Consider the following 19,792-nt stretch of genomic DNA (forward strand, 5'->3'; position numbering starts at 1 on the left):
ATATCTTATTGTCCTGCCGTGTCAAGTTGTTAAGATTTATCAGTTATCTGGGCGGGCAATCTGTCATTGACCCTTGTTATTATGTATGGTAGATGGTTGGAGCTTGGCAAGTGATGACAAATGTGCTAAAGTTGCCAAAATTTTATTCCAAAACCATTTATGAATACTTCAAACCTGCTTGATGAAGGCGTGCTGCTCGATGATGAGCTGACTGACAGTGAGACAAATCCAGCACAGCAAAATTTTCTTGGTGATTATGAAGCAACAGCGGCTGATGTTGGTGTGCGACTTGACAAACTGGCTGCTACTGTGTTTGCTGATTTTTCTCGTGCCAATCTGCAAAAATTTATCGAATCAGGAGCATTGCGTGTCAATGGCGAAGTTGTCAAGGCAAAATACGCCATCAAGGCAGGCGATGTGCTAAATTTATCCGTTACCTTAGAGCAACATTCGGCAGATTTGCCCGAAAATATCGCCATTGATGTTGTTTATTGTGATGATGCGGTGATTGTCATCAATAAGCCTGCCAACATGGTGGTACACCCCGGTGCAGGCAATCCAACAGGCACACTGGTCAATGCACTACTGTATCACTATCCGCAGCAGGCACAGTTGCCACGAGCAGGTCTGGTACACCGTATTGACAAGGATACCACAGGGCTACTTGTGGTTGCACGCAACAAATCAGCCCAGCTTGCTTTGATAGAACAGCTAAAGGACAAAAGCGTCTATCGACATTATCAATGCGTGGTACTGGGGGCAGCTCATGAGGTGCTACAACATGGCTGTATTGATGCACCGATTGGCAGACACCCAAGCCAACGCACCAAAATGGCAGTGCGGCACACAGGCAAGCCAGCTGTTACTTACATTGTAAGTGCAAAGCAATTGCATGAGCGTTACAGCTTGCTCGATGTACAGCTACAAACAGGCCGAACGCACCAGATTCGTGTGCATTTGTCCCATGTCGGACACCCGATTGTTGGCGATCCTATTTATGGTACATCACCTCGTGCTGGACTTAGCCAAGCACAAAGGCAAGCGGTGCTTAATTTTAATCGTCAAGCACTGCACGCACACACACTGGGTTTTATCCACCCTGACACAGGTGAGTCTATGAAATTTACCGCCACACTGCCTGATGATATGCAACAGTTGATTGAGGTATTGCAACATGACTAAGCACACGGATTGCACAACCATGCCTACGATAACTTCGCCACTTGAGCTGCTTTATCATGACAATGGTGTGCTGATTGCCCAGACGCAAGCAGGGGCGTTTGATAAATTTGCCGCAGAAGATTTGTACGGTGCGTTTAATTTGGGGCTTCATGTTGGCGACAATCCAATCACTGTACTGAATCATCGCATTGAGCTTATGGGCTATTTACGCCAATACCAGCCCGCGATTGATCGCATTCATTGGCTAAACCAAGTGCATGGCAACACAGTGCTGATGGTCGATGGCAGCAGATCGCAGCGACTATACGATGCGGATGCATTGATTAGCACTCGCCCAAATACAGCTTTGGCAATCATGACAGCCGACTGCGTGCCAGTGGCGATTTTTGATGAACAAGCAGGGGTGGGTAATAAGGCGATTGCTTGTATTCATGCAGGTTGGCAGGGGCTGACTTTGGGGGTGATTGCCAAAACTTTTGCCAAAATACCCACGCCAAATCGCCCCAAAGCCATCATCGGTGCGTGCATCTCACAAGCTGCTTATCAGATAGATGCCGAATTGGGCGATAGGATTGTTCGGCAAGTGGTCGCCAATGAGCTGGTGGCACTTGATGAATCAGCATTGGCTCAAGCCATCTTATCTGCCGATACTTCAAATAAGGTACGCCTTGATGTTGCCAAACTTGCACGCTTGGAACTTGAGCATTTGGGTGTTGTGGTATTAAATAATGAACCGATATGCAGCTATCACTCACCTGTGCATTATTCATACCGTGCCCAAACACATGGCAAAAAATCAGCCACAGGTAGAATGGCGTTGCTCATCGCTGCTGGCTGATATGCTGACTTGACACCAAGCTGGCTGTTAAATATTTATCATGGTTGATTTACTTTGATAAATGGCAAGCGGTGCAATTTTGCCTTACTGCTGGTTGCGTTGAATGGTTTTTTGTGATTAAATATCGCCCATTTCTCGCCCTACATAGGAGATGATATGTTTATTCCCAAGTCATTTGCCGAGCATAATCAAGATGAAATTTTTGCATTAATTGATGAATATCCATTGGCAAGCATTAGCTACATTGCCGATGGCAAGCCATGTGTCTGCCATGTGCCTGTGTTGCATTGTTATGAAAATGGCAAGCATAAGCTCATCACCCATGTTGCTCGTGCCAATCAGGTATGGCAACATACCAAAACGCCTTGGCTGATTGTTTTTATGGGTGCAAGTCACTATATCAGTGCCAACTGGTATCCAAGCAAACAACAAAGCCACAAAGAAGTGCCAACCTACAATTACCAAACCGTGCATATCACCGCCCAAGCTCGTGTGCTTGATGAGCTGGAGGCTACCAAAGCTATACTTGCCCAAACGACTGATTTTTTTGAACAAAAAATCAGCAAGCAACTGCCCAGCCATACCGCATGGCAACTAAGCGATGCACCAGAGCCATTTATTGACAAAATGTGTGCAGCACTGATTGCCATTGAGCTTGAGATTATTGAGATTCAGGCACAATTTAAACTTAGCCAAAACAAGCCTGCCACCGACCAAGCAGGGGTAGTGGCAGGATTGACTCAAATCGCCACACCAGAGGCTGTTAAGATGGCACAGCTTGTGGCAAAATTTGCCAAGTCGTAATGCTATTATAGCAGCTAGAGTTACCAACTTTACCAGATGGTATTGGCTGGTTCATAATGCAGCACTTCGCAGATGGCGTTATTGTCATCAACCAAGACCACATTGGGCTTGTGCTTGTGTGCTTGTTCGTCAGTTAGCATGACATATGACATGATGATGACAATATCTCCAGCCTGTACTTTGCGTGCCGCTGCACCGTTTAGACAGACAATGCCGCTGCCTCGCTCGCCTGCGATGGTATAAGTTTCGAAGCGTTCGCCGTTATTATTATTGACAATGCTGACTTTTTCATTAACCAAAATACCTGCAGCGTCCAACAAATCAACATCAACAGTGATGCTGCCTACATAGTTTAGGTTGGCTTGGGTTACGGTAGCACGATGAATTTTGCCACCAAGCAAAGTACGAATCATAAAAATCCTCACATCTACAACAAAATCATGTCTGGCTAAGATAAATAAGTTTATATTAATAAAATAATTAATTATTAATATAAATAGACACGAATTTTATTAATTTAGTCAATTTTGTGTTTTTGATAATAGTTTGTGCCATCAGGCTGAGTCTTAAAACGGCGATGAAACCACATCCACTGGCTGATGTCTTTTAAAATTGCTGCCTCAATCAAGCGATTAATGCGTTCAGCATCCGCCAGCTCATCATTGCTTGGATAATTATCCAAAGCACGGCTTAGGCTGATATGATAATGTGGTCGCCGCCCTCGTGGGACATAATCAGGGGTTTGGCGAACCATGTGCATCATAATCAAGGCAGGGGGATTGGCTTTGTCGCCCATTTTGGCAAGGCGGCGTTGTGCGGTGATCGTGGCGGCAGGCACACCAAAAAAAGTCGCCATCACGCCATGCTCCAGCCCAAAATCCTGATCGGGTGAATACCAAATCACCCGAGCCTGCTTAATGCGTGTGATGAGTTTTTTCATATCACGGCTGGCGATTTGTTCATCAAAAATACGGCGGCGTGCATTATAAATAAACCACTCAAGCAGTGGATTATTTTGTGGACGATAGACGCAATCGGCGGCAAAAAACTGCGTGCATAACCGACCGCCAAGCTCAAGCGTGGTATAATGCCCACCGAGCAAAATGACCGCCTTGCCTGATTTTTGGGCATCAATCAGATGGTGCAAGCCTGAAATGCTAAAACTTCTCACAAAAACATTGGGGCGAAACCAAGCACACAAACTCTCAAAAATACCAATGCCTTGATTGATAAAAACCTGCCGTGCGGTCATGACTCGCTGCTGCTCTGACATATCGGCAAACGCAAGTTTTAGATTGGTTAGGGTATCTTGCACACGCTTTTTGGCAAGCAAAAATACCAATTTGCCAATTTGCCTTCCTAGCCAAAATTGCACCGACAAAGGTAGGTAAATCAGCGGTAAAATCAGCACAAATGTCAACCAAATCCCCCAGTATTTTGGGTGCAAAAATTGCCACGAAAACGGTTTGGCGGCTGCAACTTGGGTTTGTTTGTGTGTCGCTGTCAGACTTACAGATTGACCTGCTGTTTGGCAGCGGCAGTTTGATGATTGGCAGCTCATTTGGTGATACTCTCAAGTTCGTCCCAGCGTTCAAGTTTAACAAGCAGCAGCTCATCAATCTCGGCAAGTCGCGTACTGGCAGCGGTTGCTGCTTGCAAATCACTGACAAACCATGAGCCATCAGCCAGCTTATCAGCAAGCTCGCTTTGTTCTTGCTCCAAGGACGCAATCTCATCAGGCAGTGATTCCAACTCTCGCTGTTCTTTATAGGACAGTTTGCGTTTTGTTTGCACGCTCATTTCAGGGGTGGTAGCTTTGGGCGTAGGCTCTGGCTTTGTGCTGGTTTTGTTTGTTGTTACCGTTTCGGCAATTTGTGGATTATTTGCCAAAAATCTTTCATGCTGCATCAGGTAGTCATCATAGCCACCAACATATTCTCGCACCACGCCATCGCCATGCTTGTCGGTATCAAATACCCAAGTTTGGGTTACAACATTGTTCATAAACGCACGGTCATGGCTAATAAGCAGTACCGTGCCATCAAAATTCACCACAAATTCCTCAAGCAGCTCCAGTGTCGCCATATCCAAATCATTGGTCGGCTCATCAAGCACCAGCACATTGGCAGGTTTTAGTAGCAATTTGGCAAGCAGCACTCTGGCACGCTCACCGCCAGACAATGCCTGCACAGGCGTTCTGGCACGATTTGGACTGAACAAAAAATCCTGCAAATAGCCCAAAATATGCGTTTTGCGTCCTGCAATCTCAACATAATCTGAGCCTTCGGACACATTTTCTGCAACAGATTTTGTCAAATCTAGCTCATCTTTTAGCTGATCAAAAAAAGCAATATTTAAGTTGGTGCCTCGCTTAATCTTACCTGCCTGCACCGATTGCTCATCAATCCCCAAAATTGCCTTAATCAGGGTTGTTTTGCCAACGCCATTATTGCCAATAATCCCAACTTTATCCCCTCGCAGCAACAAAGTAGAAAATTGCTTGATGAGTGTTTTTCCTTGATAGGCAAGGGTTAAATCATTGATTTGACAGACGATTTTTCCTGATTTTTCGCTGCTGTTTTGGCTGATGTGGATATCGCCCACCACCTCACGGCGTGCTTTTGCTTCTTGTCGCATGGCTTTTAAGGCACGCACACGACCTTCGTTGCGTGTACGGCGCGCTTTGATGCCTTGGCGAATCCACGCTTCCTCTTGGGCAAGTTTTTTGTCAAATTCAGCAAAGCTCTTTTGTTCGCTGGCAAGTTCTTGCTCTTTTAGCTCAAGGTAGCGTGCATAGCCGCCGACACCTTGGGCAACATCATAACTGGACAATTGACCACGATCCAGCTCAATGATACGCGTGGCAAGTTTATCAACAAATCGGCGATCGTGGCTGATAAATAGCACAGTTAAACTTGTGTTTAATAAAAAATTCTCAAGCCAGTCAATGCTTTGAATATCCAGATGGTTGGTTGGTTCATCAAGCAGCAGTACATCAGGGCGAGTAACCAATGCTCGAGCAAGTAGCACACGGCGTTTGCGTCCACCTGATAACTCACTGACCAATGCATCAGCGTCAAGCCCCATACTGTCAATAATTGTGCGTGCATGGCGTTCAAAGTCCCAGCCATTTAGCGTCTCCAGCTCATGCTGATACTGGGTCATACGCTCGCACGCTGCCATATCACCCAGCGTACAGGCATTGCTTGCTTGCTCATAAGCACGCAACGCCTGAGCAATCTTGGGATCGCCACTCATCACCACATCCAGCACGCTGTCGGTGTGATTGGGTACATCTTGGGCAAGCATGGCGATTTTTGTGCCATCTTTAATCAGGACTTCGCCATCATCAGGCTCCAGTTGCCGCGTAATGAGCTTAAGCAGTGTGGATTTGCCCTCGCCATTGCGACCAATCAAGCAAACACGCTCATTTGGCTCAACAGACAGCTGCACATTGTCCAAAATCGCTGCAGCACCAAATGCCAGTTGGATATTTTTTAGTTGAATTAATGCCATATTATCAATCTTTTAATGTATCACCCCCAAAACAGTTGCCTATCATACCAAATTTTCCCCACAATTTGTATGCAATGTCGTAAAATAGCACCGTAATTTATCAAAATAACCACAAAGCAGCCACTATCAACGAGCAGACTATTAACCGTATAAATACAGGCGTATAAGTTCTGCTACTGCCACCGCCCAACACAGATTAACCAGAGGTAAAAGATGATGACCAGCGAACAAGATATTGTAGATTTACAAGTGCGAATCAGTTTTTTGGAGGATATGTGTGAAACGCTTAGCAAAACCATTGCCAACCAAGATCGTCAATTGATGGATATGCAGGATCAATTACGCCTCATCTATCAGCAGATGCTCAAAGCCAATGATGCTGTTATCGCCCCATTTGACTTGCTTGCCGATAAGCCACCACATTATTGATTAAGCGTGCGTGATTTGCCAAAAATGGCTTGGCATGATGGCGATTATCAATAAATAATACAAAAAACTACAAATTTTGCTTGTGCTACATGACAAATTGTTTTAAGATACAAATATGTAAAACTTTTTTACAACTTTTTGCACGGGTGCTAAAGTTGAAAGTTTTGCATAATAGGCTTAAAAGCAAATATCATGGAGAAAAATATGAGCTTACAATTTGGTTATAAGGCACTGACAGTGGCTGTTGTTTCGGGTCTAGCAGCGACAACTGCTCAAGCGGCAGGCTTGGATCGTTCAGGTCAGGATATTACAGCATTTTTACAAAATGGTACTTATGCAGAGGCTGTTTATACCTATATTGATGCTGATGTCAAGGGTAAGGACACAGCAGGCAACGCCGTGCCTGATATGGCAAATTCTTATGATTTTTTCCGTTATGGCGTAAAAACAGATATCAATGACACATTTAGCATTGGTGTACTGTACGATGTGCCATTTGGTGCGTCAGTGCAATATAAGGGGGCAAATAACTTTGTCTCAAATGCCAATGACACAACCAAACTTTTGGTAAATACAGCGGTCAATGCCATCTCGCCCAGTTTGCCCGCCACAGCTCAAGCTATGCTGCCAAGCCTACAAGCAAACATCAATACGCCAGCAGATGCCAGACGCGTAGCAAGCAGTCCACTACTTAGCATGCTTTTGTCGCCCGAGCAAGCTCAGAGGGTTTCTGGCACACTTAATACCATTGCCAATATTGCCGAATCACAAGATGAGCAAGGAACCAATGTTGACATCCGTACCAACAATATCACCATGCTTGTCGGTGCAAAATTTGGTGCTAATAAGAATTTTCAGATTTATGGTGGACCTGCAGCACAGCGTCTAAATGGCGAAGTGAAATTGCGTGGTACAGCATACAATGCCATGACTGGCTATAATGCACGCATTGCTACTGATACGGCAGTTGGCTGGGTGGCTGGAGCTGCATTTTATAAACCTGAAATCGCACTAAAAGCAGCATTAACTTATCGCTCGGAAATTGAGCATAACAGCACCATTGCTGAAACCGTTCCAGCTGCTGCCTTGCTTGGTGCTAACCCAAATACCAACCGTGATTTTAGCGTCTCGTTGCCAAGCTCGTGGAATTTGGATTTTCAAACTGGCGTAAACCCAACCACGCTTTTGACTGCCAAAGTGCGTTATGTACCATGGAGTGATTTTGACATTCGCCCACCAAGCTATGGTGCTGCAACCCAGCGTGCAACAGGTACCGCCTTGCCGATTGTCAGCTATGCCAAAGACCAGTGGTCAGCAGAGCTTGGACTGGGCAAAAAACTCAGCGATCGCCTAGCAGTGTCTGGCTCGGTTGGCTATGACAGCGGTGCAGGCAATCCAGCCACCTCGCTTGGCCCAATCAAAGGATACTACTCGGTTGGCTTGGGTGCAAAATATAACATCACCCCAGAGTGGTCATTGTCCGCTGGTGGTAAGTATCTGAAATTTGGCGATGCCGAAGCACAATTACCAACCAAAGCCATTGTGGGCAAATTTGAAGACAATGATGGCTATATCGTTGGTGTAAAACTTGCCTACCAAAGCAAATAATCCCAACAAAAGCAGCTTGGTTATTGCCAAGCTGCTTTTCTATTGTCTTTCGCCAATTGCAAGACTGGCGTAGCTGATGGCTTGATATTATTTACACCGTGCAATAATTCATCAAAGAACAAATATCAACATCGGCTGGTAATTTGCAAGTGTTAAGCAGCAAAAACCCTTTGTATAACAAAGGGTTTTGATACAGGGGCTAGCGAATCTCCACTGTGGCTCCATCATCAATGACAGCAAGCAATTCCAAAGCGTCCCAGTTGGTCAAACGCACGCAGCCCAATGATGACTGGCGGCTGATACGCTCTGGCATTGGTGAGCCATGAATGCCATAGCTGGGTTTATTTAATCCCATCCACACAACACCCACAGGACTGTTTGGCCCTGATGGCAAGATGAAGGATTTTTTGCTGCCATCGTCATTTTCTACAGTGGCTTTGTAGTTGGGCATTTCCACTTTATTGATGAGTTTGTATTTGCCCCCCGGTGTGGTGCTTGCCTCACCACCGACAGTGGTTGGATAGCTGGCGACCAATGTGTCTTTTTGATAGGCATACAGCACATTATCACTGCGGCTAACAACGACACGATCGACTTTTTCTTCCAGCGGTTTGCCAGTATTGATTACTGTGATGGTCTCACCTGCGACAAATTTTTTGTTCGGATTGACTTTTTTTAGATAAGCAATGGTCATATGAAACCGCTCGGCAAGCATTTCTTCAATGCTCTCATAGTTTAGTGCCTTAAGCTTGGAGCGAGCCTCCACGCTCTCTGGTAGTTTATTATATGGGCCTTTGGCATCAGCTTCGGTGATGGTATAGGACACAAGCACAGGCTGATCGGCAGTAGTGGCAGTTAATGCCTGCCAAGTTTCCTCGTTCATCTTGCCTGTTGCTTCTATGCCTTGCATTTTTTGGAAATTGGTTAGGGCTTTTTTGCTATTCATGCCCCAACCACCATCAATTGCTCCGACAGAGGCATTATTCCAATCAAGCAGGGCTTGGATTTTTACCGTCATTGCGGTATTGATGTTCATGTTTTCGCTCCATGTGGCATCATTGACACGCTGGGCGTATTCATCCAGTGCATGAACTGTGGTGCGTTTGTTGCTTGGATTGGGATTGACGGTGGCTTTTTTGTTGGTTGGAATCACCACCTCGCCTGAGACAATTTTTTCTTCACCAGCGGCATAGGCAGTGATACTAAGGCTTGACAAACCAAGCATGGCGACCATTAAAGGTTTAATTGCTTTCATAAAAACTCATGATATTAATAAGTTAAAATTAAAATTTCTCATCTGTGATGGCAGGCTTGAGTTTATTTCACCAACTCAATGGTGCCATTGGCGGTATAACTTAGCGTCGTATTTCCTGCCTCAAAGTTCTGTGGTACGCTACTTTCGGCTGCTTTCATTGCCGCCATCATTGGCATGGCAGGGCGGTTATAGCCATCGCCATTTAGGCTGACATTAACAATTTTATAACCAGTGCTACCAAAAGCACGGCTGATGTCTTCGGCTTCTTTACCAAAACGCTTGATGGCCTCAAGTTGCAGGCGTTTTTCTTCTTGCTCTTTTAGCGTGTCAGATACGCCAAAGCTGATATCATCAACCACCATGACCGATTGCAAATCAGCAATCAGCTGACTGGTTTTGGCAAAGTCGCCACTTTTAAGATTGAGCGATACCGAGCCTGTAAAGCCGATAATCTTGCCAGCATTATTATAGCGTGGATAAGTTGTTTGCTGACCTGTGCTGACGACAACTTCAGGGTAGCGTTTGCTGATGGCAAGCATGGCATTGATACTGCTGCTAAGCTCTTTGGCAATGGCAGCAGCGGTGGCAGCTTGAGCGGTTTTGCTCAAGCTAGCACGAATCTCATCATTGGCGATTTGGCTTTTGACTTCACTGCTAAAGCTGATGCGATTGTACTCATTTGCAAATGCCGTCGGCGAAAGTGTGATGGCAGCTGCCGTCATCAAAGCAAGGGTGCGTTTCATTTTATCTCCCATGAATTTGTTGCAATGATAAAAATTTATCAAAATTTAATTTATTTCGCTTATTATAAAAGTAAATTATCTGCCAGATGGTGATTGTCTGTCAAAAATTGTAACTTTGTGCTAAAAAATTGTAAAAAGCAGCCAAGATGGCAAAGCGTACAATCATCGCAGTATTTATTAGCACCGAAGATGGCTTAAATTTAATTAAGTTTTAAAATTTTATTAATAAAATCAAAGTCAATCAAGTTTGATTTTGTCTTTTAGCAAAAATTCCATCAGGGCTTTTTGGGCGTGTAAGCGGTTTTCAGCTTCGTCCCAAACCACAGATCTGGGGTCATTGAGCAAATCAAAACTAATCTCCTCACCTCTATGAGCAGGTAAGCAGTGCATAAACAGCACATCAGGCTCGGCCTTGTCAAGCATGGCAGGGCTGACCTGATAAGGAGCGAAGCGGCGTGCTCGTGTCATCTGTTCAGATTCTTGTCCCATGCTTGCCCAGACATCGGTTGCAATCAAATGTGCCCCTCTGGCTGCCTCTTGTGGATCTTCCACATAGCTGACGCAGTGGCTATATTCTTCGATTAATTCAGGATTTGGCTCAAAACCATAGGGGGCGGTTACTCGCAAATGAAAGCCGAACTGATGAGCTGCCAGAATATAAGAAGCACACATATTATTGCCATCACCAACCCAAGTAACTATCTTGTCCTTAATGCTGCCACGATGCTCATGAAAGGTCTGCATATCAGCCAGCAGTTGGCAGGGGTGAAAATCATCTGTCAGTGCATTAATCACAGGCACAGAAGAATTTTCACAAAACAGCTCAAGTTTTTTATGCTCAAAAGTACGAATCATGATGATATCCACCATGCTGGAGATGACTTTGGCAGAGTCCTCAATGGGTTCGCCACGCCCAAGCTGGGTATCTTTGGGCGACAAAAAAATCGCCTGACCGCCAAACTGCCCCATGCCAGCCTCAAAAGAGATGCGAGTGCGAGTTGATGATTTTTCAAAAATCATGCCCAAAGTACGCCCAACAAAAGGACGGTAAATCTCACCACGATGCTGCATTTGCTTTAGCTCACTGGCTCGTGCGATGATGGCTTGAAGTTCGCTCGGGGTCAAATCGAGCAGATTACGAAAATGGCGTACTGACATGAAAAAATCCTAATTTTGCAATAAAATTTGACCAAAACTTTAGTATAGCATTGCTTGGTCTGCTTGACCATAGCTGATGATGCTTTTTGTCATTTTCTGGCATTATTCTGCTTTTGCTGCAAAAAATATGGTTGCAATCGCCGTGTTGATGGCTTGATTTTGTTGAGATTGCGAATAATTTGGCAAAATTGCGTGTAATTTTTACGACTTGTTACATTTATTTATGCTAAAATTAACCCAATTGACTGTTGGCTTAGCCAATAAAAATACGACAGGAGATAAGATTATGGCAATTTATTTGACAGCGACAGGGGTGCATAAACCCGCTTACAAAATCAGTAACGATGAGCTGGTAGCAACATTTAACACCTATGTAGATGCTTATAATCAAGAACACGCACAAGCCATCGTAGCTGGCGAAAAACAAGCCTTGCAATATTCCACCAGCGAATTTATCGAAAAAGCCTCAGGTATTAAATCTCGTTATGTTATTGACAAAAAGGGCATTTTGGATCCGCAGATTATGGCACCGATTTTTCCTGCTCGCAAGCTCGGAGAGGAACTGTCTGTCATGGCAGAAATGGGACTTGCGGCACTACAAGACGCTCTAAAAAATGCCAATCTATCTGCCGATGAGCTAGATGGGATTATCTGTGCTTCGTCAAATTTTCAGCGTTGTTATCCTGCCATCGCCATTGAGGTTCAGCACGCCATCGGTATGACGCATGGTTTTGCTTATGATATGAATGTCGCCTGTAGTGCTGCAACCTTCGGCATTGCCCAAGCGGTAGGCAGCATCAAAGCAGGACTTGGCAAAAAAATTGCCGTGCTGAATGTAGAAATCACCTCGGCACACCTTAACTGGCGAAATCGTGATAGCCACTTTATTTTTGGTGATATTGCCGCAGCAACCATTATTGAACAATCTGACACGCCAAAAGGCTACGAAATCCTAGACAGTAAGCTGTACACGCAGTTTTCTGCCAACATTAAAAACGAATACGGCTTTATGGATCGTAGTGAATTTTTGGCAGCTGGCACGCCAATGTATGATGACTTGCAAGAGCCTGTCAGCGACAAATTATTTTTGCAAGAAGGGCGTAAGGTATTTCGTGAGGTTTGCCCAAAAGTATCAGAAATTATCACCACCCATTTGAGCGAAAATGCCATCAGCCCACAACAAATTAAGCGTATGTGGCTACACCAAGCCAATATCAATATGATTGATTTGATTTTGCGAACTGTGGTTGGTAAAGATGCCGACAAAGCCATTGCCCCTGTGGTGATTGCTGAATATGGCAATACCAGCTCAGCAAGCCCTGTGGTTGCATTTCATGAAACCCAAGAGGGCGTTGATGCAGGTGATTTGTGCGTGATGTGCTCATTTGGTGCTGGCTATTCCATCGGCTCGGTATTGTTAAAAAAGGCAAATTAAGCAATTAACAAGCTGCCATTGCAATTTGGCAGTTTGTCCATATTATGCCAAATAAATAAGTTTACCAAGTTATCCATGCCAAAATCAACCCGCCTTTGGCTTAATGATTGGCATTTTATTTGGGTTTGGTTGGATAAAGTTGGACAAAGGTAATCGGAACCATCTGTCAGTGCCAAAGCTCCAACCTTATCAAAACGAACTGCCATTTAGCCAAAGTCGGCTCCTTAAGCAGCTTTGGCACGGATTAAAAACTAGCACAGCTTAAAACGCCACAGTAATACAATCAAAGACAAAATCATGAACGATTTATCAACAAACAACCAATCCTCTCATCAAGCCGATAGCAAGCCAAGCATTGCCATCGTATATCATTCCAACTATGGGCATACTCGCCGCGTGGCACAGGCGATTGCCCAAGGTGCAAATGGGCAAGTGGGCGTATCCATGGTGGATATTGCTGCCATTGATGAGCAAGATTGGGCGTGCATTGATGCCGCTTCATTAATTGTGTTTGGCAGTGCGGTATACATGGGCAGTGTTACAGCCGAGTTTAAGACCTTTATGGATAGCACCTCCAAGCGTTGGGTGGCTCGCACATGGCAGGGTAAATTTGCCGCTGGCTTTGCCAACTCTGGCGGATTAAGTGGCGATAAACTGGCGGTGCTACAGCAGCTTTGTCTATTTGCCATGCAGCATGGCATGAATTGGGTTGGTATGCCACTGATGCCAACGGGCAACAGCGAAGAGGATCTCAATCGGCTAAGTTCATTTTTGGGACTGATGACGCAATCGGCTGATTTGCCCCCAGAGCTAAGCCCTTGTCAGGGTGATATTCAGACAGCCGTTTGGTTTGGTGAGCATTTGGCAAAAACTTTGTTGCGTTTTGCTCCCAATTCTCAAACCAATCAGACGGTCTAAAAGTGGTTTTTGGTGATTATAATGACGAAGCGAGTGGCTAATTTATGAAAATTTATTTGGCAAGAAATCATGTGCAGGCAGGCCCTTATACCCTAGATGAGCTAAACACCATGCTTGCCTCGCAAGAGGTGGTGCTTGATGATTTGATTTGGCACGCACCCATGAGTCAGTGGCAGCGACTGGGTGATTTGACAGCAGGGCAGCTTTATTATCAGCCAGCTGATTTGACCAACAAACAGCCATTGGCTGAATTGTCGCAATCAACCACCCAAGCTTTTGGCGATAATGTTGAGCTACAAAATAAGCCTCGCCGAGTCAGCGTTGCCGAGCTATACGGACAAAAACCTGCGGTCGATGACACGCCAGCTTGGCAACAAACGCCAACAAAGCCCATCAGTAAGCCAAACAGCCAAACAGCTTATGCGTCTATTGGCTCACGCTTTTTGGCGGTGATGATTAATGTTGTGCTATTTATGCTGACTTTATTGCCATTTTTGCAGCAGTTTATCAAACTAAATCCAGACCCTGTGGCACTAAATACAGGCAATTTTGCCACACGCATGGCTTATGCACAAGAATTGGCTGCCAAAATCCCTGCAGATGCAGCAACATTGAGCAGTTTATTATTGCTTGCTTATTGCGTAATTCAGCTAATTTTAATCATATCTCGTGGACAGTCATTTGGCAAAATGGCGGTGGGCATTCGCACTGTCGATGCACAAACCTTTGAAAAACCTAGCTTTTTTAAGGGCGTGGTTTTGCGTGTTTTGGTGTTATTTTTTATTTATCAATTATCTAGCGGTCTGCCACTGCCGATTAATATGACTTTGATTTTGTTGATGGTGAATTATTTTATCGCTGCCAAAAGCACTCACAAGCAAGGCTGGCATGATAAACTGGCAGGCACAGTGGTTGTAAAAACTGCCGAAGTTGGCTTTCAAAAGGCAAAAAAATGACACCAGAACAACAGGCGACACTCTCTCGTGTGCAGCTGCCAGAGGACTGGAAGACAGCCCTAGCACCTGCACTGCTTAGTCCACAGATGGATAGATTGCGTGCATTTTTGCGTGCTGAATATGCCGCCAATAAACAAATTTATCCGCCTAAGCATGAGATTTTTCAGGCATTTTATCTAACCCCTTTGTCTCAGGTTAAGGTGGTGATATTGGGTCAAGACCCCTATCATGGCACAGGGCAGGCAATGGGGCTGTCCTTTAGCGTGCCACGCATTATCCCGAAGCCACCCAGTCTACAAAATATCTTAAAAGAGCTTGCAGCTGATTTGCACATTGACATCAGTCGCCATGGCGATTTAAGCCATTGGGCAAAGCAGGGCGTGCTACTGCTTAATGCCACTTTGACGGTACAAGCAGGCATGGCAGGCAGTCATCAAAAGCAAGGCTGGGAAGAGTTCACCGATGCGGTTATTGAGCTGATTAATGAACAAACCGACCATACGGTTTTTATATTATGGGGAAGTTATGCCAAGCACAAAGGGCGGTTTATTGACGCAAGGCGGCATTTGATACTGGCTGCCAATCACCCCTCGCCACTGTCGGCAAATCGCGGTGGATTTTTTGGCACACGGCCATTTTCACGCACCAATGAATACTTGCTAAGGCACGGCAAATCACCGATTGATTGGGCATTGCCACAAAATTAACCATGAGTAAACTCGCCACACAGCCAGTGCAAAATATCCATGCAGCAGCCGAAATTTATGGCAATTTTTGTCAATATTATCAGCATGACACTATCAATCTAAACGGATTACAATTTTGGCCATTGGCAGATGCGTTATTTATGCAGCAGGCGATAAATCTTGCTTATGACGCCGCCAAACAAGGCGAAGTGCCTGTGGGGGCGGTGTTGGTACATGATAATAAAATTGTCGGAATGGGGTATAATCAGCCAATTGGCAACTGTGATGCCACAGCCCATGCCGAGATAGTTGCCATTCGTGCAGCTTGCAAGTATTTTAATAACTATCGCCTGCCCAAGGGTAGTACTTTGTATGTAACGCTCGAGCCTTGCACCATGTGCTTTGGAGCATTGATTCATGCACGGGTTGCTCGGGTGGTTTATGCCACCTGCGAGCCAAAATCAGGCGTGGTTGGCAGTCGTCTGAGCTTGCAGACCATGCCTTTTTATAATCACAGCTTGATCGTGCAACATGGACTATTTGGCAAAAAATGCTCAGCAATGATGAGTGCGTTTTTTCGCCAAAGACGCAAACAAAAAATGTCGTGCTAACAAAATAATCTTTGGTAAAACTTATGAAAACACATCACCAAACTCCCATCATTACCATTGACGGCCCATCAGGAGCAGGCAAAGGAACACTGGCATTTCGCTTAGCCAAGCAGTATGGTTTTGAGCTGCTAGACAGCGGTGCTTTGTATCGCATTGTTGGACTGATGGCACACCAAGCAGGCTTGCTTGATAAGCCAGATGAGGATAAATTGGCAGAGCTAACCTCAACACTTAATTTAAGTTTTCGAATAAATAACAACAGCCAAAGTGTTGATATTTATATTGATGAGCAGCCACTATTGGCAGATATTCGTAACGAAACCGTTGGTGGCTATGCGTCCGTTGTGGCAACTTTTGCCAAAGTACGCACGGCATTATTGCAGTTGCAGCGAAACATCGCCATCAACAAAACAGGACTGGTTGCTGATGGTCGGGATATGGGAACGGTCGTTTTTGCCAATGCTGCCGCCAAAATTTATCTGACTGCGGACAGTCAAGCACGAGCAAAACGGCGTTATGAACAGCTCATCAATGCTGGTAAACCAGCCGATTATCAAGCGATTTTGGCAGATATCATCGCTCGTGATGACAGAGACGAAAATCGTGCCATCGCTCCCAGCCGTCCTGCCGATGACGCTTTGGTCATTGACAGCTCATCATTAACCGCTGATGAGGTATTTCATCAGGCATGGCAATTTTGCCAGCAGCAAGGTATTGTATAGCGAAATTTTATACAAAAAATCATCACCCAAAGAATTATTTGGGTGATTTTTGTCAAAATTTGGTGTAGAATAGTCGAGATATTTATTTTTCCAGTGCCAGTTGGATAAAAAACCAGCATCTGCCAACGACGCACATTCACTTGCACCACACTGTGCTGGACAGGCTGTGGCTAATTTTTAAGGTAAACATAATGGTATCATTTGCTGAACTGTTTGAAGCAAGCCAATCAGAACAAGGTCTAAACATTGAGCGTGGCTCAGTGATTGCAGGTACTGTCGTAGCAATCGACAGCGATTGGATTACAGTAGACACAGGCCTAAAATCTGAAGGCATCGTCGCTCGTGAAGAGTTTCTAAACGAAGCTGGCGAGCTTGAAGTAGCAGTAGGCGACAGTATCGATGTGGTTGTCGAATCTGTGGACAACGGCATGGGTCAAACTGTACTTTCACGCGAAAAAGCCAAGCGTGAAGAAAGCTGGCGTGCACTTGAGCAATTGCATGAAAATGACGAAATCGTTAAAGGCGTTATTTCATCAAAAGTTAAAGGTGGTTTCACTGTTGAAATCGGCTCAGTGCGTGCATTCTTGCCGGGTTCATTGGTTGATGTGCGTCCAGTACGCGAAACTACACACCTAGAAGGCAAAGAGCTTGAGTTTAAAGTTATCAAAATCGATAAGCAACGCAACAACATCGTTGTATCTCGCCGTGCCGTTATGGAAGCTGAAAATTCAGCCGAGCGTGATGAGCTGCTTGCCAAGTTAGAAGAAGGCATGGAAGTAGAAGGTATCGTTAAGAACCTAACTGACTACGGTGCATTCGTTGATTTGGGCGGTATTGATGGCTTGCTACATATCACTGATATGGCATGGAAACGCATCAAACACCCATCAGAAGCTGTGGAAGTTGGTCAAGACCTAAAAGTAAAAGTCTTGAAGTTTGACCGTGAACGCAATCGTGTAAGCCTAGGTTTGAAACAATTGGGTGCTGATCCTTGGACTGAAGTTGAGCAAACCTATCCAGTAGGTACCATCACCAAAGCACGCGTAACCAATCTAACTGACTACGGTTGCTTTGCCGAAATCGCTGAAGGCATCGAAGGCTTGGTGCATGTTTCAGAAATGGATCATACCAACAAAAATATCCACCCATCAAAAGTGGTTCAAGTTGGCGATGAAGTAAATGTAATGGTACTAGAAATCGATGGCGAGCGTCGTCGTATTAGCCTAGGCATCAAGCAAACCATGCCAAACCCATGGGCTGAATTTGACAAAAACCACGAAAAAGGTCAAAAAATCAGCGGCACCATCAAATCAATCACTGACTTCGGTCTATTTATTGGACTAGAAGGTGGTATTGACGGCTTGGTACACTTGTCGGACATTTCTTGGACTGAATCTGGCGAAGAAGCGATTCGCAACTACTCAAAAGGCGATACTGTTGAAGCAGTAGTACTGTCTGTTGATGCAGAAGCCAATCGTATCAGCCTAGGCATCAAGCAACTAAACTCTGATCCGTTCAACGAATATCTACTGGCAAATGACCGTGGTGCAATCGTAAAAGGCACAGTAAAAGAAGTTGATGCCAAAGGTGCGGTAATCACTCTTGCAGATGAAGTTGAAGGCTATTTGCGTGCCTCTGACATCGCTCGTGAGCGTACCGAAGATGCCTCAAAAGTGCTAAATGTTGGCGATGAAGTTGAAGCAAAAATCGTTGGTGCTGATCGCAAAGCTCGCAACATCAGCTTGTCTATCAAAGCAAAAGATGAAGCGGATGAGCGTCAAGCCATCAAAGAGCTATCAAACTCTGCCACAGAAGCCCAACCAAAAACTTTGGGCGATATCTTTGGCGACCAGCTAAAAGGCTAATTGCCAAAATAACAAACAAAAGGGCGGTGAGCAATCATCGTCCTTTTATTATTGGCTGTGCATAATGAATATTCATAAACTGCGGTACAAGATATTTAACATACTGTCTGATTAATATCATTCAAGAAAACTTTAAAAATTCTCAATAAATCACCCCAATTGTTGTACAATTGCAATTTTAACAAAAAATAGATTTTCTTTTTTTTCAATTTCAGTTATTATGGGCTAAGTTTTTTGGCATATTAAACAAATCATTGATAAAAATGTTAAATATGCAATGGTCGTTTAAGGTGAGTTATGCAGACGACAGTTAATAAATCTGATTTGATTACCAATTTGGCATCGGCTTGCGAGAATATTGAAGAGCATACCGTTGATCAGGCCGTGCGATTATTGATTGCCATGATGGTTGATGAATTGGTGCATGATGGACGCATTGAGGTGCGGGGTTTCGGCAGTTTTTGTCTGCATCATCGCAATGCTCGCACCGCACGCAATCCACGCACAGGCGAAAAAGTTGCAATCAAGCCAAAAGCTGTGCCATTTTTTAAACCCGGCAAGGCATTGCGTGAATCGGTAAATGCTGCCATGTCCCAATAAGACTTGGTCTAAGATTGACAGTTTTTAACATATTTAATGAGTAAAATTATGCATATTATTTTAATTATTTTATTAGTTTTGGCATTTGCCTACTCTTTGGCATTGGTTGTGCTAAATAACCAAGCCATCTCGGTGAATTTGCTATTTTCTGATGTTGCCAACATGAGCTTGGGCTTGGTGCTTGTGGCGACCATTTTTTTGGGCGTGTTAATTGGCATATTATTGGCATTACTACTGTTTCGCGTTTTTCAAAACAAATGGGAAATTAGCCGTCTGAAAAAAGAAATCAACACCATTCAATCACAGCTAACGGATGCCAATATCAAACTGGCTCAGCAGGCAGAAGAAATCCGCCAAGCACAACAAAAGCAGGCTGATGTTGTCGTGCTGGCAGAGACCACTTCAGTGAACAATACAACACCGCACAATCCATCGTTTTAAGCACAAATATTGGTTGTTGCCAAAT

The 19,792-nt window shown here is 44.6% G+C and carries 20 protein-coding genes; 14 read left to right on the top strand and 6 right to left on the bottom strand.

All coding sequences use genetic code 11. The features are described 5' to 3' along the window. The first annotated feature begins 159 nt into the window (after positions 1 to 159). The 3 genes from BW928_RS09040 (at position 160) to BW928_RS09050 (ending at position 2,824) form a co-directional block, all read left to right on the top strand. Complete coding sequence (locus BW928_RS09040; RefSeq protein ID WP_076555906.1) at positions 160 to 1,182, top strand: RluA family pseudouridine synthase; 1,023 nt, start codon at positions 160 to 162, stop codon at positions 1,180 to 1,182. After that, positions 1,175 to 2,020, top strand: a complete 846-nt coding sequence (locus BW928_RS09045; RefSeq protein WP_227516585.1) for a purine nucleoside phosphorylase YfiH/LACC1 family protein — start codon at positions 1,175 to 1,177, stop codon at positions 2,018 to 2,020. Before BW928_RS09040 ends, BW928_RS09045 begins: the two co-directional genes overlap by 8 nt. Positions 2,021 to 2,176: 156 nt before the next feature. Next, positions 2,177 to 2,824: an FMN-binding negative transcriptional regulator gene (locus BW928_RS09050; RefSeq protein WP_076555907.1), complete on the top strand. Its 648-nt coding sequence runs from the start codon at positions 2,177 to 2,179 to the stop codon at positions 2,822 to 2,824. A gap of 29 nt (positions 2,825 to 2,853) precedes the next feature. Here BW928_RS09050 and panD read toward each other — a convergent pair whose 3' ends face one another. The 3 genes from panD to BW928_RS09065 all read right to left on the bottom strand — a co-directional run bounded on the left by panD (position 2,854) and on the right by BW928_RS09065 (position 6,340). Continuing rightward, positions 2,854 to 3,237: an aspartate 1-decarboxylase gene (gene panD, locus BW928_RS09055; protein WP_076555908.1), complete on the bottom strand. Its 384-nt coding sequence runs from the start codon at positions 3,235 to 3,237 to the stop codon at positions 2,854 to 2,856. A gap of 104 nt (positions 3,238 to 3,341) precedes the next feature. Further along, the gene (locus tag BW928_RS09060) at positions 3,342 to 4,385 is read right to left on the bottom strand and encodes an LpxL/LpxP family acyltransferase (protein ID WP_076555909.1); all 1,044 of its coding nucleotides are present in this window, start codon (positions 4,383 to 4,385) and stop codon (positions 3,342 to 3,344) included. Next, positions 4,382 to 6,340 (bottom strand): ATP-binding cassette domain-containing protein, encoded by a 1,959-nt coding sequence (locus BW928_RS09065; RefSeq protein WP_076555910.1) that lies wholly within the window; start codon positions 6,338 to 6,340, stop codon positions 4,382 to 4,384. Before BW928_RS09065 ends, BW928_RS09060 begins: the two co-directional genes overlap by 4 nt. Positions 6,341 to 6,553: 213 nt before the next feature. Between BW928_RS09065 and BW928_RS09070 the strand changes: the two genes are divergently transcribed. Next, a complete protein-coding gene (locus tag BW928_RS09070) occupies positions 6,554 to 6,769 on the top strand; it encodes a SlyX family protein (protein ID WP_076555911.1) in 216 nt (71 codons plus the stop codon). 204 nt (positions 6,770 to 6,973) lie between these two features. After that, the gene (locus BW928_RS09075; RefSeq protein ID WP_076555912.1) at positions 6,974 to 8,377 is read left to right on the top strand and encodes an outer membrane protein transport protein; all 1,404 of its coding nucleotides are present in this window, start codon (positions 6,974 to 6,976) and stop codon (positions 8,375 to 8,377) included. Between the two features lie 199 nt (positions 8,378 to 8,576). On the opposite strand, the gene BW928_RS09080 is transcribed toward BW928_RS09075, so the two are convergent. The 3 genes from BW928_RS09080 to argF all read right to left on the bottom strand — a co-directional run bounded on the left by BW928_RS09080 (position 8,577) and on the right by argF (position 11,533). Beyond that, positions 8,577 to 9,632, bottom strand: coding sequence for a L,D-transpeptidase family protein (locus BW928_RS09080; protein WP_076555913.1), 1,056 nt, complete (start codon positions 9,630 to 9,632; stop codon positions 8,577 to 8,579). Between the two features lie 62 nt (positions 9,633 to 9,694). Beyond that, the gene (locus BW928_RS09085; RefSeq protein ID WP_158078443.1) at positions 9,695 to 10,375 is read right to left on the bottom strand and encodes an SIMPL domain-containing protein; all 681 of its coding nucleotides are present in this window, start codon (positions 10,373 to 10,375) and stop codon (positions 9,695 to 9,697) included. 237 nt (positions 10,376 to 10,612) lie between these two features. Then, positions 10,613 to 11,533, bottom strand: a complete 921-nt coding sequence (argF, locus tag BW928_RS09090; RefSeq protein WP_076555915.1) for an ornithine carbamoyltransferase — start codon at positions 11,531 to 11,533, stop codon at positions 10,613 to 10,615. Positions 11,534 to 11,819: 286 nt separating this feature from the next. Here argF and BW928_RS09095 point away from each other — a divergent pair, with 286 nt between their 5' ends. From BW928_RS09095 to BW928_RS09140, 9 genes are all read left to right on the top strand, one after another. After that, complete coding sequence (locus BW928_RS09095) at positions 11,820 to 12,968, top strand: beta-ketoacyl-ACP synthase III (RefSeq protein ID WP_076555936.1); 1,149 nt, start codon at positions 11,820 to 11,822, stop codon at positions 12,966 to 12,968. A 297-nt stretch (positions 12,969 to 13,265) separates the two neighbouring features. Continuing rightward, the gene (locus BW928_RS09105) at positions 13,266 to 13,886 is read left to right on the top strand and encodes a flavodoxin family protein (protein ID WP_076555917.1); all 621 of its coding nucleotides are present in this window, start codon (positions 13,266 to 13,268) and stop codon (positions 13,884 to 13,886) included. A gap of 44 nt (positions 13,887 to 13,930) precedes the next feature. After that, positions 13,931 to 14,842, top strand: coding sequence for an RDD family protein (locus tag BW928_RS09110; RefSeq protein ID WP_076555918.1), 912 nt, complete (start codon positions 13,931 to 13,933; stop codon positions 14,840 to 14,842). After that, positions 14,839 to 15,549 carry a uracil-DNA glycosylase gene (gene ung / locus BW928_RS09115; protein WP_076555919.1) on the top strand — a complete coding sequence of 237 codons (711 nt, stop codon included), beginning with the start codon at positions 14,839 to 14,841 and terminating at the stop codon, positions 15,547 to 15,549. Before BW928_RS09110 ends, ung begins: the two co-directional genes overlap by 4 nt. A 2-nt stretch (positions 15,550 to 15,551) precedes the next feature. Continuing rightward, positions 15,552 to 16,139 (top strand): tRNA adenosine(34) deaminase TadA, encoded by a 588-nt coding sequence (gene tadA / locus BW928_RS09120; protein ID WP_227516586.1) that lies wholly within the window; start codon positions 15,552 to 15,554, stop codon positions 16,137 to 16,139. 23 nt (positions 16,140 to 16,162) lie between these two features. Next, the gene (gene cmk / locus BW928_RS09125) at positions 16,163 to 16,861 is read left to right on the top strand and encodes a (d)CMP kinase (protein ID WP_076555920.1); all 699 of its coding nucleotides are present in this window, start codon (positions 16,163 to 16,165) and stop codon (positions 16,859 to 16,861) included. A gap of 188 nt (positions 16,862 to 17,049) precedes the next feature. Continuing rightward, positions 17,050 to 18,726: a 30S ribosomal protein S1 gene (rpsA, locus tag BW928_RS09130; RefSeq protein WP_197719013.1), complete on the top strand. Its 1,677-nt coding sequence runs from the start codon at positions 17,050 to 17,052 to the stop codon at positions 18,724 to 18,726. Between the two features lie 297 nt (positions 18,727 to 19,023). Next, positions 19,024 to 19,326 (top strand): HU family DNA-binding protein, encoded by a 303-nt coding sequence (locus BW928_RS09135; RefSeq protein ID WP_076555922.1) that lies wholly within the window; start codon positions 19,024 to 19,026, stop codon positions 19,324 to 19,326. A 48-nt stretch (positions 19,327 to 19,374) separates the two neighbouring features. Next, positions 19,375 to 19,767 carry a LapA family protein gene (locus BW928_RS09140; RefSeq protein WP_076555938.1) on the top strand — a complete coding sequence of 131 codons (393 nt, stop codon included), beginning with the start codon at positions 19,375 to 19,377 and terminating at the stop codon, positions 19,765 to 19,767. Positions 19,768 to 19,792 lie beyond the last annotated feature (25 nt).

Origin of the sequence: Moraxella cuniculi DSM 21768 (assembly GCF_900156515.1) — a bacterium.
Classification (GTDB): domain Bacteria; phylum Pseudomonadota; class Gammaproteobacteria; order Pseudomonadales; family Moraxellaceae; genus Moraxella; species Moraxella cuniculi.

What these genes read in the sequence shown, in the direction of transcription:
- BW928_RS09040 (WP_076555906.1), top strand. Translation starts at nt 160, where the DNA reads ATGAATACTTCAAACCTGCTTGATGAAGGCGTGCTGCTCGATGATGAG.
- BW928_RS09045 (WP_227516585.1), top strand. Translation starts at nt 1,175, where the DNA reads ATGACTAAGCACACGGATTGCACAACCATGCCTACGATAACTTCGCCA.
- BW928_RS09050 (WP_076555907.1), top strand. Translation starts at nt 2,177, where the DNA reads ATGTTTATTCCCAAGTCATTTGCCGAGCATAATCAAGATGAAATTTTT.
- panD (WP_076555908.1), bottom strand. Translation starts at nt 3,237, where the DNA reads ATGATTCGTACTTTGCTTGGTGGCAAAATTCATCGTGCTACCGTAACC.
- BW928_RS09060 (WP_076555909.1), bottom strand. Translation starts at nt 4,385, where the DNA reads ATGAGCTGCCAATCATCAAACTGCCGCTGCCAAACAGCAGGTCAATCT.
- BW928_RS09065 (WP_076555910.1), bottom strand. Translation starts at nt 6,340, where the DNA reads ATGGCATTAATTCAACTAAAAAATATCCAACTGGCATTTGGTGCTGCA.
- BW928_RS09070 (WP_076555911.1), top strand. Translation starts at nt 6,554, where the DNA reads ATGATGACCAGCGAACAAGATATTGTAGATTTACAAGTGCGAATCAGT.
- BW928_RS09075 (WP_076555912.1), top strand. Translation starts at nt 6,974, where the DNA reads ATGAGCTTACAATTTGGTTATAAGGCACTGACAGTGGCTGTTGTTTCG.
- BW928_RS09080 (WP_076555913.1), bottom strand. Translation starts at nt 9,632, where the DNA reads ATGAAAGCAATTAAACCTTTAATGGTCGCCATGCTTGGTTTGTCAAGC.
- BW928_RS09085 (WP_158078443.1), bottom strand. Translation starts at nt 10,375, where the DNA reads ATGAAACGCACCCTTGCTTTGATGACGGCAGCTGCCATCACACTTTCG.
- argF (WP_076555915.1), bottom strand. Translation starts at nt 11,533, where the DNA reads ATGTCAGTACGCCATTTTCGTAATCTGCTCGATTTGACCCCGAGCGAA.
- BW928_RS09095 (WP_076555936.1), top strand. Translation starts at nt 11,820, where the DNA reads ATGGCAATTTATTTGACAGCGACAGGGGTGCATAAACCCGCTTACAAA.
- BW928_RS09105 (WP_076555917.1), top strand. Translation starts at nt 13,266, where the DNA reads ATGAACGATTTATCAACAAACAACCAATCCTCTCATCAAGCCGATAGC.
- BW928_RS09110 (WP_076555918.1), top strand. Translation starts at nt 13,931, where the DNA reads ATGAAAATTTATTTGGCAAGAAATCATGTGCAGGCAGGCCCTTATACC.
- ung (WP_076555919.1), top strand. Translation starts at nt 14,839, where the DNA reads ATGACACCAGAACAACAGGCGACACTCTCTCGTGTGCAGCTGCCAGAG.
- tadA (WP_227516586.1), top strand. Translation starts at nt 15,552, where the DNA reads ATGAGTAAACTCGCCACACAGCCAGTGCAAAATATCCATGCAGCAGCC.
- cmk (WP_076555920.1), top strand. Translation starts at nt 16,163, where the DNA reads ATGAAAACACATCACCAAACTCCCATCATTACCATTGACGGCCCATCA.
- BW928_RS09135 (WP_076555922.1), top strand. Translation starts at nt 19,024, where the DNA reads ATGCAGACGACAGTTAATAAATCTGATTTGATTACCAATTTGGCATCG.
- BW928_RS09140 (WP_076555938.1), top strand. Translation starts at nt 19,375, where the DNA reads ATGCATATTATTTTAATTATTTTATTAGTTTTGGCATTTGCCTACTCT.